The organism is Clostridium sp. K04, assembly GCF_019734375.1.
Lineage (GTDB): Bacteria > Bacillota > Clostridia > Clostridiales > Clostridiaceae > Clostridium > Clostridium saudiense.
Window position 1 is genome coordinate 54,873 of the sequence record NZ_JAASHD010000005.1, and the last position, 18,362, is coordinate 73,234.

The 18,362-nt window shown below is 29.5% G+C and carries 17 protein-coding genes; all 17 read left to right on the forward strand.

The window, feature by feature from the left end:
- Positions 1-124 precede the first annotated feature (124 nt).
- The 17 genes from spoIVA to pknB all read left to right on the forward strand — a co-directional run bounded on the left by spoIVA (position 125) and on the right by pknB (position 18,354).
- Positions 125-1,603 carry a stage IV sporulation protein A gene (spoIVA, locus tag HCG70_RS03615; RefSeq protein WP_221697491.1) on the forward strand — a complete coding sequence of 493 codons (1,479 nt, stop codon included), beginning with the start codon at positions 125-127 and terminating at the stop codon, positions 1,601-1,603.
- A 189-nt stretch (positions 1,604-1,792) separates the two neighbouring features.
- A complete protein-coding gene (locus HCG70_RS03620) occupies positions 1,793-2,197 on the forward strand; it encodes a PBECR2 nuclease fold domain-containing protein (RefSeq protein WP_042396974.1) in 405 nt (134 codons plus the stop codon).
- Between the two features lie 393 nt (positions 2,198-2,590).
- Positions 2,591-3,559: an asparaginase gene (locus tag HCG70_RS03625; protein ID WP_055276105.1), complete on the forward strand. Its 969-nt coding sequence runs from the start codon at positions 2,591-2,593 to the stop codon at positions 3,557-3,559.
- 268 nt (positions 3,560-3,827) lie between these two features.
- The gene (locus HCG70_RS03630) at positions 3,828-5,192 is read left to right on the forward strand and encodes an NCS2 family permease (RefSeq protein ID WP_042396967.1); all 1,365 of its coding nucleotides are present in this window, start codon (positions 3,828-3,830) and stop codon (positions 5,190-5,192) included.
- A gap of 273 nt (positions 5,193-5,465) precedes the next feature.
- Positions 5,466-6,347 (forward strand): YicC/YloC family endoribonuclease, encoded by an 882-nt coding sequence (locus HCG70_RS03635; protein ID WP_042396963.1) that lies wholly within the window; start codon positions 5,466-5,468, stop codon positions 6,345-6,347.
- A gap of 13 nt (positions 6,348-6,360) precedes the next feature.
- A complete protein-coding gene (remA, locus tag HCG70_RS03640) occupies positions 6,361-6,630 on the forward strand; it encodes an extracellular matrix/biofilm regulator RemA (protein WP_042396960.1) in 270 nt (89 codons plus the stop codon).
- The gene (gene gmk, locus HCG70_RS03645) at positions 6,630-7,262 is read left to right on the forward strand and encodes a guanylate kinase (protein WP_042396957.1); all 633 of its coding nucleotides are present in this window, start codon (positions 6,630-6,632) and stop codon (positions 7,260-7,262) included. The genes remA and gmk overlap by 1 nt, the downstream gene beginning before the upstream one ends.
- Positions 7,243-7,461, forward strand: a complete 219-nt coding sequence (gene rpoZ, locus HCG70_RS03650) for a DNA-directed RNA polymerase subunit omega (RefSeq protein WP_042396952.1) — start codon at positions 7,243-7,245, stop codon at positions 7,459-7,461. Before gmk ends, rpoZ begins: the two co-directional genes overlap by 20 nt.
- A gap of 2 nt (positions 7,462-7,463) precedes the next feature.
- A complete protein-coding gene (gene coaBC, locus HCG70_RS03655) occupies positions 7,464-8,651 on the forward strand; it encodes a bifunctional phosphopantothenoylcysteine decarboxylase/phosphopantothenate--cysteine ligase CoaBC (protein WP_042396949.1) in 1,188 nt (395 codons plus the stop codon).
- Between the two features lie 86 nt (positions 8,652-8,737).
- Complete coding sequence (gene priA / locus HCG70_RS03660; protein ID WP_221697492.1) at positions 8,738-10,945, forward strand: primosomal protein N'; 2,208 nt, start codon at positions 8,738-8,740, stop codon at positions 10,943-10,945.
- A 12-nt stretch (positions 10,946-10,957) separates the two neighbouring features.
- Complete coding sequence (gene def / locus HCG70_RS03665) at positions 10,958-11,401, forward strand: peptide deformylase (RefSeq protein WP_042396944.1); 444 nt, start codon at positions 10,958-10,960, stop codon at positions 11,399-11,401.
- A gap of 11 nt (positions 11,402-11,412) precedes the next feature.
- Complete coding sequence (fmt, locus tag HCG70_RS03670; protein WP_042396941.1) at positions 11,413-12,339, forward strand: methionyl-tRNA formyltransferase; 927 nt, start codon at positions 11,413-11,415, stop codon at positions 12,337-12,339.
- A 17-nt stretch (positions 12,340-12,356) separates the two neighbouring features.
- Complete coding sequence (locus tag HCG70_RS03675; protein WP_042396938.1) at positions 12,357-13,052, forward strand: zinc metallopeptidase; 696 nt, start codon at positions 12,357-12,359, stop codon at positions 13,050-13,052.
- Positions 13,053-13,062: 10 nt separating this feature from the next.
- Positions 13,063-14,376 (forward strand): 16S rRNA (cytosine(967)-C(5))-methyltransferase RsmB, encoded by a 1,314-nt coding sequence (rsmB, locus tag HCG70_RS03680; RefSeq protein WP_195953894.1) that lies wholly within the window; start codon positions 13,063-13,065, stop codon positions 14,374-14,376.
- Between the two features lie 45 nt (positions 14,377-14,421).
- Positions 14,422-15,453, forward strand: a complete 1,032-nt coding sequence (gene rlmN / locus HCG70_RS03685) for a 23S rRNA (adenine(2503)-C(2))-methyltransferase RlmN (protein WP_042396932.1) — start codon at positions 14,422-14,424, stop codon at positions 15,451-15,453.
- A 16-nt stretch (positions 15,454-15,469) separates the two neighbouring features.
- A complete protein-coding gene (locus HCG70_RS03690) occupies positions 15,470-16,186 on the forward strand; it encodes a Stp1/IreP family PP2C-type Ser/Thr phosphatase (protein WP_042396928.1) in 717 nt (238 codons plus the stop codon).
- Between the two features lie 2 nt (positions 16,187-16,188).
- Positions 16,189-18,354, forward strand: a complete 2,166-nt coding sequence (pknB, locus tag HCG70_RS03695) for a Stk1 family PASTA domain-containing Ser/Thr kinase (protein ID WP_221697493.1) — start codon at positions 16,189-16,191, stop codon at positions 18,352-18,354.
- The last annotated feature ends 8 nt before the right edge of the window (positions 18,355-18,362 follow it).

Consider the following 18,362-nt stretch of genomic DNA (forward strand, 5'->3'; position numbering starts at 1 on the left):
AGAAAAAACAAATGCATTTGAAGTTTATGAATTTTCATTAATTTATTAAAATTAAAAAAGTAGTATACTTTTTTTGACTATGGAATATATATATAGTGTTAAAAATAAATAGGAGGGTGTACTTATGGGTGATTTCAATATATATAAAGATATTGCGGAAAGGACTCAAGGGGACATATACTTAGGTGTTGTAGGTCCAGTTAGAACAGGGAAATCTACATTTATCAAAAAATTTATGGACCTTATGGTTATACCAAAGATTGAAAATACTTATAAAAAAGAAAGAGCTAAAGATGAATTACCACAAAGTGGTTCAGGAAAAAGTATCCATACTACAGAACCAAAATTCGTTCCGAATGAAGCTGTAGAAATTACAATTGATGATGATGTAAAATTAAAGGTTAGATTAGTAGATTGTGTGGGGTATATAGTTAAGGGGGCTTTAGGATATTTAGAAAACGAAGAGCCTAAAATGGTTAATACTCCATGGTATGAATATGAAATACCTTTTGAAGATGCAGCAGAAATTGGGACAAGAAAAGTTATTACAGATCATTCGACTGTAGGACTTGTAATTACAACAGATGGAAGTATAACAGGAATAGATAGAGAAGAATACGTTGAAGCTGAAGAAAGGGTTGTAGAAGAGCTTAAAGCTATAAATAAACCTTTTATAATTGTACTTAATACCAAGAACATAAACTCTCCAGAAACTGATACATTAAAGGATGAACTTGAAAAGAAATATGATGTAGAAGTTCAAGTTATGGATGTTTCAAATATGACTGAAAAAGATGTGGAAAAACTTTTTAAACATGTACTTAAAGAGTTCCCTGTAAAGGAAATAAATATTGATATGCCAACATGGGTAGAAAGCTTAGATCCTGATCATTGGTTAAAGAAAGAATTCTTTAAAATAATTAAGGGAATGTGTGATAGTGTAGATAAGATTAGGGACATAAAACCAGCATTTTATGATGCTAAACAAAATGAAAATTTAAGTGCATCTGATTTAAAACAAATAAAACTTGGTGAAGGAACAGCTAATATACTACTAAAGCCAAGTGAAACCATTTTTTATAAAGTACTTAGTGAAAATTGTGATGTTGATATTGAAAGCGAAAGTGATTTAATTGCGCTTGTAAAAGATTTAAATATAGCAAAGAGAGAATATGATAAAATCAAGGATGCATTAGTTGATGTTAGAGAAACAGGATATGGATTAGTTGCGCCACAATTAAGTGAAATGAAATTTGAGGAGCCTGAAATTGTAAAACAAGGAACAAAATTTGGTGTTAAATTAAAAGCAAGTGCACCATCTCTTCACTTTATAAAGGCTGATATTAAAACTGAAATTAGCCCAATCATGGGTTCAGAAAAAGAAAGTGAAGAGCTTGTTACAGCACTTATGGAGCAATATGAAAAAGATCCAGCATCATTATGGCAAAGTAATATGTTTGGTAAGTCATTAGAAGTTTTAGTAAAAGAAGGCTTGCAAAATAAGTTATATAAGATGCCGGAAGATGTACAAGTTAAAATCCAAAAGACACTTCAAAAAATTATTAATGAAGGTAATGGCGGTTTAATTTGTATAATACTATAACATAGGGATAATCTGCTGCTAAATATTTATAATTTAGTAGTAGATTATTTTTTTATGTAAAAACACGAATATTAAAGATAAAAAAATATAAAATATTTTCATTTTTTAGTGTAAACTGTCCATTTACTAGAATAGAATATATTAAGCAGATAGTATTATGCTTAATATATTATAGTGAAGAGGGATAGTATGGAGAGCAGATTTTGTACCTATAAAAGAGTAGGATATTTAAGGCAAAAGATAGCTAATGAGTTAGGTATAGAGTTTACTGGAGTGATATATGCCTCCCCAGGAGTGCTAAAGCATATTATGAAAAGACATGGAAAACAATTAGATAGGAAAACCAAGGCAAGCATTCTTGATTGGATGAAAAAAATTCTAGATGACCCTGACTATATTGGAATTTATAAAAATGGAGAGGGACAGACTGCTGTAGAATTTATTAAGAGGGTTTATACTAATTTGCTTTTAGGAGTTGAAGTTGATGAAGAAAAAGAATATATCTATGTAACAACTATGTATCCTATAACTGATAAAAAAATTGAAAATAGAGTTTATAGTGGTAAGTTAATTAATATTAAAGAAAATAAATAATTTATTTGCTATAAATAATTTGAAAATGTATAATATGAAATTGTGTATATAAATGATTATTGAGGTGAGAAAGGGCTCCTCATGCGCTGAGAATTTCAGTAACTAGAGATGCAGGAAGTGTCGACCTGCCAATAATTATTTAGTGAGTTAAGAGTGATAAGAGTTTGAAGTTAGAGTATATAAATAGAATGTTTAGGGTTAGGCCATTAATAATTTTTGAAAAAGAAATATAATTTATTAAATTTTACATGAATTAAATATTTTTGTAACTTAATACTTGTCATTTGTAACTTGAAAATTAAAACTAAAAAAGCCTTTATGTAGTTTAAAACTAAAAAGGTGAAATGGATAAAACGTATATTAGTTAAAGCGTAAAAAGTTGGGAGGATGAAAATGAAGAAAATAGCGGTAATTTTTAATGGCGGAACTATATCTATGAAGGTTGATGAAAGAATTAAAGCAGCAGTGCCTAGTTTAACTGGAGAAGAGATAATGTCAATGGTAACAGGTATAGAGGAATATGCAGAAATAGAGTCTTATAGCTTTTCAAGTATGCCGTCACCACATATGACTTTTGAGATGATGTTAAAGTTAAGTGAATTTTCAAAAGAGTTATTAAATAGAGAAGATATAGATGGTGTTGTTATTACACATGGTACAGATACATTAGAAGAAACAGCATATCTTTTAGATTTAACAATAAATAGTGACAAGCCTGTTGTAATTACAGGAGCAATGAGAAGTGGCTCAGAGTTAGGGTATGATGGACCTTCTAACTTAGCAGCGTCAATTTGTACGGCTATTTCTGAAGATGCAAAGGGTAGAGGAGTACTTGTATGTTTTAATGGTGAATTAAACTCTGCATCAGAAGTAATAAAAGCAAATTCTATGGCTTTAAATGCTTTTAGAACTCCTAATTTTGGACCTATTGGAATAGTTGATAATAATAAGGTAATGTTTTATAGAGAAGCTAAAAAATCTGAAAAGTATGAAGTGAAAGAAATAAATAAAGATGTAGCCGTTATTAAATGTGTTGCTGATATGGACTCTACATTAATTGATTTTGTAGTTGAAAAAGGTTTTGGTGGAATTGTTATTGAAGCTTTAGGAAGAGGAAATGTACCGCCTAGAATGGTTGAAGGTATAAAAAAAGCACTAGATAAGGAAATTCCGGTTGTTGTTGTTTCAAGATGCTTTGAAGGAAGAGTACATGAATCTTATGGATATGAAGGTGGAGGAAAAATGCTTAAAGATTTAGGTGTAATCTTTGGGGATACTTTACCAGGACAAAAGGCAAGAATAAAGCTTGCATTAGCAATTAATAGTAATATAAAAAAGGAAGAAATTGAAAAACAATTTTAAATTACGAATATTACATAATTAAAATCAAACAACATACGTAAAATGTTGACTTACAGGTAAGTATACCGTATAATTTAATTGTAAGGTAGCTTGTACATTCGTGTTTTAGTGTTGTTTGTTTGAAATTTAATATAATACGAATAATATTAGTGTTAATTTAGCTACAAAGTATATCTTATAACTTTGTAGCTTTTTTATTGTTAAAGCATGACTACTAAAATGAAACTAGCAATAGTTTTATAAATATAAAGTATAAGGGGAAATTATAATGGAAAATTTAACGATGAAGGAAAAACTTCTTCCTATTTTATCAAACAAAAAAGTTGATATGAAAAAGGAAATGATCGGTGGATTAACAACATTCTTAACTATGGCATATATTATCGCAGTTAATCCAAATATCTTATCTACAACGGGAATGCCAGCAGGTGCATTAGTAACTTCTACATGTTTAGCAGCTGGTATTGCATGTATTCTTATGGGTGTGTTTGCTAATTTACCATTTGCTTTAGCTTCAGGAATGGGATTAAATGCATACTTTGCATATACTGTTGTTGGACAAATGGGAGTTTCGTGGGAAATAGCATTATCTGCAGTGTTTATTGAAGGTATTATTTTTATTATATTATCATTATTTAAAGTAAGAGAAGCTGTTGTAAATGCAATTCCTAAAAATATGAAGTTAGCTGTAACTGGAGGTATTGGATTATTTATTGCTTTCATAGGTATGGTTAATGCAGGATTAGTTGTAGCAAATGAATCTACAATGGTTGAATTAGGACATTTTTCACCAGCAGTAATAATTACAGTAATAGGTTTAATTATAATTGCAGTTTTAGATAAAAAGAAAGTAAAAGGATCTATCCTTTGGGGAATTTTAATTTCATCATTAATTGCATGGGGATATGCTTTAATCAATACTGAGGCTGCAGCTGCACTTGGAATTTATTTACCAACAGGGGTATTTAAGTTTGAAGGAATAGGTGAAATTGCAGGTAAAGTAGATTTAGTGCATGCATTTAGTCCAGAAAATATTAAGATGTTTATTACAGTAATATTTACATTCTTATTTGTTGATTTCTTTGATACAGTTGGAACTTTAGTAGGTGTTTGTTCTAAGGCAAAAATGCTTGATAAAGATGGAAAAGTTCCTAATGCAGGAAAAGCCTTATTAGTAGATGCAGTTGGTACAACAGCAGGATCTTTATTAGGTGTTTCTACAGTAACTACTTATGTTGAAAGCTCAACAGGTGTTGCAGCAGGTGGAAGAACAGGATTTACAGCAATAACTACTGGAGTATTGTTTTTAATAGCAATGTTCTTCTCTCCAATATTTATAGCTATTCCAGGTTGTGCAACAGCACCAGCACTAATTTATGTTGGTTATTTAATGCTTGGAGCAGTTAAAGAAATTGACTTTGATAATATTACAGAAGGTGTTCCAGCATTCTTAACTATTGCAGCTATGCCATTAACATACAGTATTGGTGATGGTTTAACATTAGGAATATTATCATATGTAATTATTAATTTCTTATACAATATATTTTCTAAGAAAGAAGAGAAACATAACGTTTCTTGGATAATGTACGTATTAGCAATTATATTTATATTCAAGTTGATATTACTATAAGTGAGAGTCCAAATTTTAATTTGGCTACTCGAACTTACTCAGCGACGGTTAGGAGCAGAGTTTCCTTAAATAATTGACGAAAATATTAATATTTTATAACAAAAAGAAGTTAGAATTTATCTAGCTTCTTTTTCTTTGGAAAAAATAATTGTGAACAATTTGTTAACAAAATATTGACACTAAAGTACCTTAGGTTATAAACTAAATTTGTTATTAAGAACGCAATAAAATTTTATTGAAAGATAAAAAATAATAAGCGGTGAGGAGAATAATATGATAAGGAGTATGACTAGCTTTGGTAGAAGCAGTAGTGAAGAAGGCAAAAAAAGAATCTTTACTGTTGAAATGAAAAGTGTAAATAGTAGATACTTAGATGTAAATATAAGAATGCCTAAAAGTATAATTTCTTTAGAAGAAGAAATTAGAAAAATGATTAGCAATTCTCTTAGTAGAGGAAAAGTTGATGTATTTATTAACTTAAAAAGTTATAACGAAGGTAGTGGAATTCCTAAATTAGATATTAATTTAGCTCAAGAATATTTAAAATGTCTTAAGGAAATTGAAAATAACTTAGATGTTAAAAATGATATATCAGTAATGCAAATTGCACGATTCCCTGAAGTAATTACTATGGTTGAAGAAGAAGATAAAGTTGATGAAATGTGGGAAGAACTAAAGCCTTTAATAAGTGCTTCATTAGATATGATGATTGGTATGAGAGAAGTTGAAGGTAATAAATTAAAAGAAGATATATTAGTTAAAGTTAAGCAAATTGAAGAATTAGTAGTAAAGGTTGAAGAATTTGCAGACAGTATTCCAAAAGCATTTAAACAAAAACTAGAAGATAGATTAAAGGAATTATTAGGAGCAGTTGAAGTAGATGAAAATAGAGTAGCTACTGAAGTTTGTATATTAGCAGATAAGGCAACTGTTGATGAAGAAATAATAAGATTAAAAAGCCATATTAATCAAGTAAGAGAAACCTTAAAGTTAAACGAACCTATTGGAAGAAAGCTTGACTTTATTGTTCAAGAAATGAATAGAGAAACTAATACAATTGGTTCAAAATCTAGCGATATCCAAATGACTAATATAGTTATTGATATAAAAAATATACTTGAAAAAATTAGAGAACAAGTGCAGAACATAGAATAGTAGGAGGAGAAGAATGGGAATAAAATTAATTAATATTGGTTTTGGTAACATTGTATCAGCTAATAGATTAGTTGCAATAGTTAGTCCAGAATCAGCGCCGATTAAGAGAATAATCCAAGAAGCTAGAGATAGAGGCATGCTTATTGATGCTACTTATGGAAGAAGAACAAGAGCTGTTATAATTACTGATAGTGATCATGTTATTTTATCAGCAGTTCAACCTGAAACTGTTGCACATAGATTAGTAGTTAAAGATGAAGCTGTAGATGAGGTTGATGAATAATGCATAATAGAGGACTATTGATTGTAATTTCCGGTCCATCAGGTGCTGGAAAGGGAACCATTTGTAAGGCGCTTTTAGAAAAAAGAGATGATTTATTTATTTCTGTTTCAGCAACTACAAGAAGTCCAAGAGCAGGCGAAGTTGATGGTGTAAATTATCACTTCCTTACTAAAGAAGACTTTATTGCAAGAGTAGAAAAAAATGACTTTTTAGAGTATGCTAATGTTCATGGTAACATGTATGGAACTCCAAAGTTTAAAGTTGAGGAAATGTTAGCAGAAGGTAAAAATGTAATATTAGAAATAGATATTCAAGGTGCACTAAAGGTAAAAGAAAACTTTAGTGAAGGAGTATTTATTTTTATACTTCCTCCATCTATGGAAGAATTAAAGCATAGAATAATAAAAAGAGGAAGTGAAACTGAAGAATCATTAATGACAAGATTTAAAAATGCATATCAAGAAATAAACTATGTTTCTAAATATAATTATGCAGTAGTTAATGATGAAGTTGATACGGCAGTTACAAAAATAGAAGGAATAATTGCCGCAGAAAAATGTAGAGTAGATAGAATAAAAGATACAATATTAGATTCTAAGGAGGGCTTAATTCATGAACAACTCTATGATTAATCCATCAGTGGTGGACTTACTAAAAAAGGTAGAAGACAGATATTCACTAGTTATAGTGACATCAAGAAGAGCAAGACAAATAATAGATGGTGCTAAACCATTAACTTCAGTTTCTTCAAAGAAACCATTAACATTAGCAATAAATGAAGTAAATGAAGGTGAAATTTCTTATCATAAATGTGATGAAGGAAATAAATAGTTATGAGTAAATGTGTTGTTATTGGCGTTACTGGAGGAATTGCAGTATATAAAGCATTAGATGTAATTAGTGCTTTAAGAAAAAAAGATATTGAAGTTCATGTAATAATGACTGAAAGTGCATCAAAGTTTGTAAATCCATTAACATTTCAATCTATAAGTCAAAATATGGTTGTTACTGATATGTTTGCAGAACCTAAAGCATGGGAAATACAACACATATCATTAGCACAAAAGGCTGATTTAATGTTAGTTGCTCCTGCAACTGCAAATATTATTGGTAAGATTTCTAATGGAATTGCAGATGATATGTTATCAACAACTATAATGGCAACAAAGGCTAAGGTTCTTATAGCACCAGCTATGAATACAAATATGTATGAAAATAAAATAGTTCAAAATAATATTTCTAAATTGAAGGATTTTGGCTATAAATTTATTGAGCCAGCTAGTGGTAGATTAGCTTGTGGTGATGTTGGAATTGGTAAATTAGCAGATGTTAATACAATAGTTGAAAGAGTATTAGAAGAACTAGAAGAAAAAGAGCAGGATTTGTTAGGAAAGAAAGTACTGATTAGTGCTGGTCCAACTATTGCACCTATTGACCCAGTAAGATATATTACAAATAGATCAACTGGAAAGATGGGATATGCGATTGCTCAAGAAGCAAGAGAAAGAGGAGCAGAAGTTGTTTTAGTATCAGGTCCTACAAATTTAAATCCGCCTAAAGACGTAAAAATAATTAACATAAAAACTAATGAAGAAATGAAAAATGAAATTTTACAGTATTTTGAATGGGCAGATATAGTTATTAAATCAGCAGCTGTTGCTGATTATAAACCAAAAGAATACAGTGAAGAAAAGATTAAAAAGGGTGATGGTGACCTTAATCTTTGTTTAACTAGAGACAATGACATATTAAAATCTCTAGGAGAGATAAAAACACATCAAATTTTAGTTGGATTTGCAGCAGAAAGTAATAATGTACTTGAAAATGCAAATAAAAAGCTAAAAAATAAGAACTTAGATTTTATAGTAGCAAATGATATTACATCTTCTGATACAGGTTTTGGAAGTGAAGATAATAAAGTCGTCATTTTATCTAAAAATGATGAAAAGCTTGAACTTGAAAAAATGAGTAAAAAAGAAGTTGCAAGTAATATATTTGATATGATTTTAGAAAAGCGCTAATTGCGCTTTTCTTTATATAGTATTCAATTTTAAATATTAAATATGTGATTATATTATTTTGTAGCTTAAAGTAAGAAGGTGATAAGTTGAATTTATATGCTGAAATAATTGTAAATTCTGAAGCATTAGAAATAGATAGACCTTTTACATATAAAGTACCAGAAGAGTTTAAAAGTGATATTAAAGTAGGACAGATAGTAAAGGTTCCTTTTGGAAAAGGAAATAAAACATCTGAAGGCTTTGTATTAACAGTAAAAAATGAAGAAGAAGTTGACATAAAGTTTAGAACTAAAAATATCTCAACTATTTTAGTGAAAGAACCTGTAATTGATGCTGACAATATTAAGCTTATCGATTTTTTGAGGAAAAAGACATTATGTAAATATATAGATGCTTTTAGACTATTGATTCCTGTTGGCATAATGAAAGGTGCAAAGAATAAAAGTAAAAAGGTTATAGTATTAAAAAGTGAAGATTTAAGTAGTATACAAAAACCAGATGGGTATAAAGATATTATTGAATTTTTAAAAAATAATTCTGGAAAATATACTAAGAGTGAACTTATAAATCATTATTCAATTTCTCAATATAAATTAAATAAACTAATTGAAAAAGATATTTTAGTAGTAGAAGAAGAAACTGTTTTTAGATATAATAATAGAAAATATAATGATGATAATGCGAAGCAATTGACTATTGAACAGCAAAAGGTAATAAATCAGTACAATAGCTCTAGTAGTAATTTATTTTTACTTAAAGGTGTAACAGGTTCTGGTAAAACAGAAGTTTATATGAGACTTGTTGAAAAGGCTTTATTAGAAAATAAATCATCAATTATATTAGTACCAGAAATTGCACTAACTCCACAAATGATTGAAAGATTTAAAGGAAGGTTTGGAGTAAATGTTGCTTTATTTCACAGCAAGTTGTCTGATGGGGAAAGATTTGATGAATGGTTTAGGGTCAAAGAAGGAAAAGCAAAAGTTATAGTCGGGGCTAGAAGCGCTATATTTTTACCGGCACAAAACTTAGGGCTTATTATTATAGATGAGGAACATGAAAATACATATAAATCTGAACAAAATCCAAAATATCAAACAAAGGAAATAGCGGAATTTATAAGTGAATTAAAGAATTGTAAAGTAATTTTAGGTTCAGCAACACCAACTATTGAAACATACTACAGGGCATTAATTGGAGAGATTGAATTGTTAGAGCTTAATTCTAGAGTTGATGGTAAAGCAATGCCGCCAATGAATACTGTTGATATGAGAAATGAGCTTAGAAGTGGAAATAAATCATTATTTAGTAGAGAGTTATTTAACGCAATTGAAGATAGGTTGCAAAAAAGAGAACAAGTGATTTTGTTTTTAAATAGAAGAGGATTTTCTACCTTTGTTTCTTGTAGAAGCTGTGGGTATGTTTTTAAATGTGAAGAGTGTGATATTTCCATGACTTATCATAAAAATGGATTATTGGTATGTCATTATTGTGGGAAAACGCAAAGAGAACCTAAAGAGTGTCCAAAGTGCAAAAGTAAATATGTTAAGTTTTTTGGCGCAGGTACTCAAAGAGTTGAAGAAGAAGTAAAAAAATACTTTAAAAATGCAAGAGTAATAAGAATGGATGTTGATACTACAAGAGACAAAAATTCTTATGAAAGAATTTATAATAGCTTTAAAAATGGTGAAGCAGATATTTTAATTGGAACTCAAATGATTTCTAAAGGATTAGATTTTAAAAATGTTACATTAGTTGGTATTTTAGCTGCAGATATGTCTATAAATATACCAGATTATAGAGCAGCAGAAAGAACTTTTCAAATAATTACACAAGTAGCAGGGAGAGCAGGTAGAGGTGATAAACAAGGAGAAGTTATAATTCAAACTTATACTCCAGATCATTACAGTTTACAATATGCTATAAATTATGATTATGAAGGGTTTTATGATAAGGAGTTTACTATTAGAGCTATGATGAAATATCCGCCTTTTGGTAAATTATTATTAATAAATGGTACAGCTAAAAAAGAGGATTTATTAAAGAATTTTATGCATAAAATATCTAATGTGATTAAACCTTTAGTAGAAAAGGAATTTGATGTTGAACTTTTAGGACCAATTCCATGTATGATTTCTAAAGTTAAGGATAATTATAGATGGCAAATTGTTATAAAAGGTGAATTTAATTCAGATTTTGCAAAAAAAATTAAAGAATTACTTTATGATGAGAACAAGAACGTATATAATGATATACGAATAAGTATAGATATAAATCCAAATAATTTATTCTAGGAGGACAAAAAGATGGCAATAAGAAAAGTTAGAACTGTTGGTGATGATGTTTTAAGAAAAAAATGTAAAGAGGTAGTTGAAATAACAAATAGAGAACTTACTCTTATTGAAGATATGGTAGACACTATGTATGAAGAAAATGGAGTTGGATTAGCAGCACCACAAGTAGGTATACTTAAAAGAATATTTGTTATAGATATTGGTGATGAAAATGGAGTTATGGTATTTATAAATCCAGAAATTTTAGAAACTAGTGGTACTCAATGTGATGACGAAGGGTGCTTAAGTATACCAGGAGAAACAAAGCAAGTTGAAAGACCTAATTATGTTAAAGTAAGAGCATTTAATGAAAAAGGTGAACAATTTGTTTTAGAAGGAGAAGAATTATTAGCGAGAGCTATACTTCATGAAAATGACCATTTAGATGGTATATTATATATTGATCATGTAAAATAGGAGGAAAGTTAATGAAAATAGTATTTATGGGAACTCCTGATTTTGCTGTTCCGTCATTAGAAGCTTTAATAGAAAAGTTTGGTGTAGAAGCTGTGTTTACACAGCCAGATAGACCAAGAGGAAGAGGAAAGAAAATGGTCTTTTCTCCAGTGAAAGAAGTAGCTGTAAAGCATGATATTAAGGTGTTTCAACCTGAAAAGTTGAAAGATGATAGAGAAGCAGTAGAATATTTAAAGGAATTAAAGCCAGATTTTATAATAGTAGTAGCATTTGGCCAAATATTAACTAAAGAAGTGTTAGATATACCTAAGTATGGATGTATAAATTTACATGCTTCATTATTACCAATGTATAGAGGTGCAGCACCATTAAATTGGGTTATAATTAATGGTGAAAAGAAGAGTGGTAATACAACAATGCTTATGGATGTTGGTTTAGACACAGGAGATATGTTATTGAAAGATGAAGTAGAAATTACAGATAATATGACATCTGGAGAACTACATGATATTTTAATGAACAGAGGTGGAGAACTTTTAATAAAGACTATTGAAGGATTAGCTGATGGTTCAATTAAAGGTGAAAAGCAAGAAGGAGAAACTTGCTATGCAAAAATGCTTTCTAAAGAAACTGGTAAAATAAATTGGAATAATTCAGCAGAATCTATCCATAATTTAATTAGAGGGCTTAATCCAAGACCTATAGCACATACTACTTATAAAGATGAAAATATGAAGATTTATGAATCAGAAGTTTTAGCTGAAAGTAGTAATAAAGAAGCAGGAACTATAATAGAAGTAAGCAAAAAAGGTATGAAAGTTTCTTGTGGAAAAGGTATATTATTAGTTAAAAAAATACAATTTCCAAATGGAAAACCACTTACGATTGAGCAATATATAAATGGTAAAGATATTGAGGTTGGATGTAAATTAGTATAATATGAAAGGAGAGGTGTATGATGTATCCTGGATTTTATTTTGATAGAACTATGATTTTATTGCTTCCTGCAGTTATAATTGCTTTTTGGGCACAAACGAAGGTTAGTAGTACTTATAAAAAGTATAAGTCTGTAAGAACAATAAATGGGTATACTGGCGAGAATATTGCAAGAATGATACTTGATTCAGCAGGTCTTTATGATGTGCCGGTTGTAGAGGTTAGAGGTGAGTTAACTGATCACTATGACCCTGTAAGTAGGCAAATTAGATTATCTACTGAAGTTTTTCATAGGGCTAGTATAGCATCAGCAGGAGTAGCAGCACATGAAGTTGGTCATGCAATTCAACATGCGCAAGCATATAAACCTTTAGTATTAAGAACATCTATAGCAAAAGCTGTTAATTTTAGCAGTCAAGCGTCAATAATAATCTTTATGCTTGGATTATTATTTAGTATCCCAATGTTAACAAACCTAGGGATTATATTTTTCACTGTAGCCGTATTTTATCAATTAGTTACATTACCAGTAGAATTTAATGCATCTAAGAGAGCTTTAAATATACTAGAAAATAAAAATATTCTATATGGTGATGAAATTAAAGGAGCTAAAAGTGTTTTAAGTGCAGCAGCTATGACTTATGTAGCAGCAGCATTAATGTCAATATTACAACTAATAAGATTAATTGCAATTAGCAATAGAAATAATGATTAAGAGGTAACGTATGAATAGTAGAGAAGTAGCATTAAACATAATTAATAGAGTTTTAATTGAAGGAGCTTATTCTAACTTAGTTTTATCTAATGAATTAAATGAAGTAGATTTAAACGAAAAAGATAGAGCTTTAGTAACGGAACTTGTTTATGGAACTATAAGAAGAAAAAAGACATTAGATATGATAATATCAAATTACATTAAAGATATATCATTAATGGATGAAAGAGTTTTAAATATATTAAGAATGGCAATTTATCAAATGCATTTCTTAGATAAGGTTCCTGAGTTTGCAGCTTGTAATGAAGCTGTTGAATTAGCAAAACAAATTTCAGTTCAAGATTCTAAATTAGTAAATGGAATACTAAGAAGTTATACTAAGAATCCTGATGATATGGATATTAAGGATAAGATTGATAGATTAGTATATCAATATTCTTATGAACCATGGTTTATTAGAATGATCTATAAACAATATGGTGAAGAAAATGGAAGAAAAATATTAGCGGGATTAAATGCTACACCTAAAGTAACTGTAAGAGTTAATACAAGCAAAGCTGATTATGATGAAGTATATGAAAGACTTGAAGAAATGGGATACGATGTAGAAGAAGGATATGCTTGTCCAGAAGCTATAATAATAAAGGGTGGTAGTTCTATAGAAAATAATGAATTGTTTAACGAAGGATTAATAACAGTTCAAGATGAAAGTGCTATGATTGTAACACCGCTTTTAGATTTAGAAAAAGGAGATATAGCATTAGATCTTTGTGCAGCTCCAGGTGGAAAGACTACTCATATGGCTGAACTTTTAGAAGGCGAAGGAAAAGTATACGCTTTTGATTTACATGAAAATAAGTTATCTTTAATTAAGGAAAACTTAGAGAGATTAGGATTAGATAATGTTGAAGTAGAAGCAATGGATGCAACAAAATTAGATTCTAGATATGTTTCATTTGCAGATAAGGTTTTAATAGATGTTCCTTGTTCAGGGCTTGGAATAATAAGAAAGAAACCAGAAATTAAATGGAATAAATCAAGAAAGTCTCTTAAGGATTTAGTTCCAACTCAAAGAGCTATTATGGAAAATGCTTGGACTTATTTAAAAACAGGAGGAACTATGCTTTATTCAACTTGTACTTTAAATGTTGAAGAAAACCAAGAAAATATTGAATGGTTCTTAAATAAGTACAAAGATGCTAAGGTAGAAAAAATATTCTTAGGTAACATGGATAACTTTTTATACAATAATGATGGTTCATTAACAATATTACCAAATGAATATATGGATGGTTTCTTTGTTGCTAAAATAAGTAAGAAATAATAGTTTCTTAGTTACAAAGATAAGTAAGAAATAGTAGGTGAACAAATGTATAATGTTTTAGATTTCACATTAGAAGAATTACAAAGCTGGATGAAGGAAAATGGAGAAAGTGCTTTTAGAGCAAAACAAGTTTTTTCATGGATATATAAAAATATATGGAATTTTGATGATATGAAAAATATTCCTGTAAGTTTAAAGGAAAAATTAAAGGAAAACTTCATTATAGATATTCCTAAAATAGTTGAAGTATATGAATCTAGTGTAGATGATACGAAGAAAATATTATTATCTATGAAGGATAATAATTTAATAGAATGCGTACTTATGAAATACAAACATGGAAATTCAATATGTATATCTACTCAAGTTGGTTGTAGAATGGGGTGCAAATTTTGCGCCTCTACAATTGGCGGTAGAATAAGGGATTTAAGTGCAGGAGAAATTTTAGCAGAAATTATTGTTGCACAAAAATACTTAGGAGAAAGAATTTCTAATGTAGTATTAATGGGAAGTGGAGAACCGCTTGATAACTTTGATAATGTTGTGAAGTTTTTAAAATTAGTTAATGCAGAATATGGATTAAATATAGGTCAAAGACATATCACTTTATCAACTTGTGGAATTGTACCAAAAATAATTGAATTAGCAGATTTAGATTTAAGCATTACTTTGGCAATTTCTTTACATGCATTTAGCGATGAAAAAAGAAAGGTTATAATGCCTATTGCCAATAAATATACTATAGCAGAGATATTAGATGCTTGTAGGTATTATATGAATAAAACAGGCCGTAGAATTACATATGAGTATTCACTGGTATCAGGAGTTAATGATAGTAAAGAAGATGCAAAATCTTTATCTAAGCTTTTAAAGGATATGAATGGTCACGTGAATTTAATTCCAGTAAATGAAATAAAGGAAAATACATTAAAAAGACCATCTAAAAAAACTATTGAAGATTTTGAAGAAATATTAAAAGCACATGGAATTGAAGTAACAGTTAGAAGAGAAATGGGTACAGATATTAATGCTGCATGTGGGCAACTTAGAAGAAGTTATTTAGAAACACAAAAATAAAGGGGCGAAGAACAAAATGGTGGGTATAAAAAGTGATGTAGGTGTAGTTAGGTCGTTAAACGAAGATTATGCTGGATACATTGAAGAGCCTAGATACAGATTATATGTAGTAGCTGATGGTATGGGTGGTCATAATGCTGGTGAAGTAGCTAGCAAAATAGCTGTTGATACTGTTAAGGCTTATGTTAGAGATAATTATGAGAATGAAGGAAGTTCGGTCCTTGAAAATGCTGTAAGTTTTGCTAATTCTAAAATTTATGAAAGTGCAACAAGTGGTAGTGAGTATAGAGGAATGGGTACTACTTTAGTAGCAGCTTTGATTAGTAATGGAGAAATTATTATTGCTAATGTTGGAGATAGTAGTTGTTTTGGAATAAAGGATAGTACAATAGTGAAAATTACTAAGGATCATTCTTTAGTTCAAGAATTAATTGATTCTGGAACAATAACAGAAGAAGAAGGAAGAAATCACCCAAAGAAAAATGTTATTACACGTGCGTTAGGCACAAACAATATAGTAAAGATTGACATATTTAAATATGATTTGAGTTCTTATGATAAATATTTATTGTGTACAGATGGATTATCAAATGAAGTATTAAATGAAGAAATTTTGGAAGAGATAAATAAAGTTAATGACTACAATCATGCCTGTGACAAGTTGGTTTTATTAGCGAAAAGTCGAGGGGGAAGAGATAATATTACGGTCTTGCTATTTGGAGGAGAGGTGTAGAGATGATCGGTGAAGTATTAGGGAATAGATATGAGCTGATGGAAAAGATTGGCGAAGGTGGAATGGCTATTGTTTATAAAGCTAGAGATAATAAGCTAAGTAGATTAGTTGCCGTGAAAATATTAAAAAAAGAATTCGCCAATAACAAAGATATATCAGATAAGTTTAAAAAAGAAGCTACAGCGGTAGCCAATTTCTCAGATGCTAATATTGTAAATGTATTAGATGTTGGACATGAAGAAGAAGAAGATATTGATTACTTTGTTATGGAATATGTTAATGGTAAAACTTTGAAGGATTTAATTATTAGCAGTGGAAAACTGAATTATACTACAGCTATAAGTATTGCAATTCAAATAGCAAAGGCATTAGAATGTGCACATAAAAACAATATTATTCATAGAGATGTTAAACCACAAAATATTTTGGTTACAGAGAATGGATTAGTTAAGGTTACTGATTTTGGAATAGCTAAAAGCTCAACTTCAGCAACGATAACAAATACAACTACAATTATGGGGTCTGCTCATTATTTATCACCAGAACAAGCTAAAGGAGCATTTGTAGACTCAAGATCAGATATTTATTCTTTAGGTATTGTGTTATATGAAATGGTAACAGGTATACTTCCTTTTGATGGGGAATCGCCAGTTACAATAGCATTAAAACATATTCAATCTGAGCCTATTGAACCTAAAAAACAGAATCCAGCCATACCAGATAGTTTAAATAATTTAATTATGAAGTGTATGAGTAAGGAAAGTGTTAATAGATATCAAAATTGTAGAGAATTAATAAATGATTTACAAAAAATAAAGGAAAATCCTAGTGTGAATATTGGTACTAGAGATAATTATGATGATGGAAGAACTATTATAATGGAACCTATAAGAAGTGAGGATTTATTAAATAATCAACCTTCTAATGTAGCTTCTAAACAAAATAATAATACTAATAATAATCTTTATACTAAGTCTGATTTTGAAAATGATTATGATGACGAAGATGAGGATGAAGATGAAGACTCTTTCAATGATAAGAGAAATTCAAAAAAAGGAAATAGAAATAGAAATATTGGAATTATAGTAGGTATAGTTGTTATAGTTTTAGCTTTAATGCTTGGAATTACCTTTGGAAGTGGGTTAATTGGTGGTTCTAAGGTTCAAAGTGTAACAATTCCTAATATTGTAGGGATGCTAACTGAAGATGCTAAAAAAGAACTAGAAAAATTAGGGTTAAAATTAAATGTTATAGAAACTGTTGAGAGTGATAAAGAGGAAGGTACAATACTAGAAATGTCACCAGAAGCTGATGGAACTGCAAAAAAAGGTGATACAATTAATGTTAAGGTTTCAGGTGGCTTAGAAAAAATTACTGTACCTGATTTAAGAGATAGAGAAATTAATTATATTAAGGACTTTTTAGACCAAAAGGGTTTAAAATATAATATTACTGAAGAATATAATGATAGTGTAGAATATGGATATTTAATTAGACAATCACCAGATAAGGGCACTGAAGTACCGAAAGGATCAATAATAGAACTTACTATTAGTAAAGGACCAGAAGTAAAGTATGTTTCAGTTTCAAATTATTTAGGGCAAAATGTTGATAGTGCTAAGAGTGAGTTAGAAGGTTTAGGATTAGTTGTAAAATTAAAAGAGCAACAAACAGATAATGAATCAGAAAATGGCTTAGTATTAAATCAAACTATTGAAGCAGGTACTAAAGTATCAAGTGGATCTGCTATTACACTTACTTATGGAAAGTATACAGAAACTTCAATAGATGTTAGCCAATATATTAGTGTTGGAATGAGATTAGATGAAGCAGTAAGTAGTTTAAGTGCTGCAGGAATATCGTATACTATCTCAGGTGGAACACCTCAGGATGGAGATATGAGTTCATATGTTGTAAAAGGATTTAATAGCAAAATAAAAAAAGGTGAAAGCGTTAAAATCCAAATATCAAAAATTACTTCATCTGATAATAATGGTAATAATGGTAATAATGGTAATAATGGTAATAATGGTAATAATGGTAGTGATGTTAATGATGGGGAAGAAGATCAACCAACTAACACAAAACCAAATACAGATCTAGATAATACAGATAATACAACAAATAGTACTTATGATACTGGAATGGCAACTGATTCAGTAAGTTAAAGGTGCAA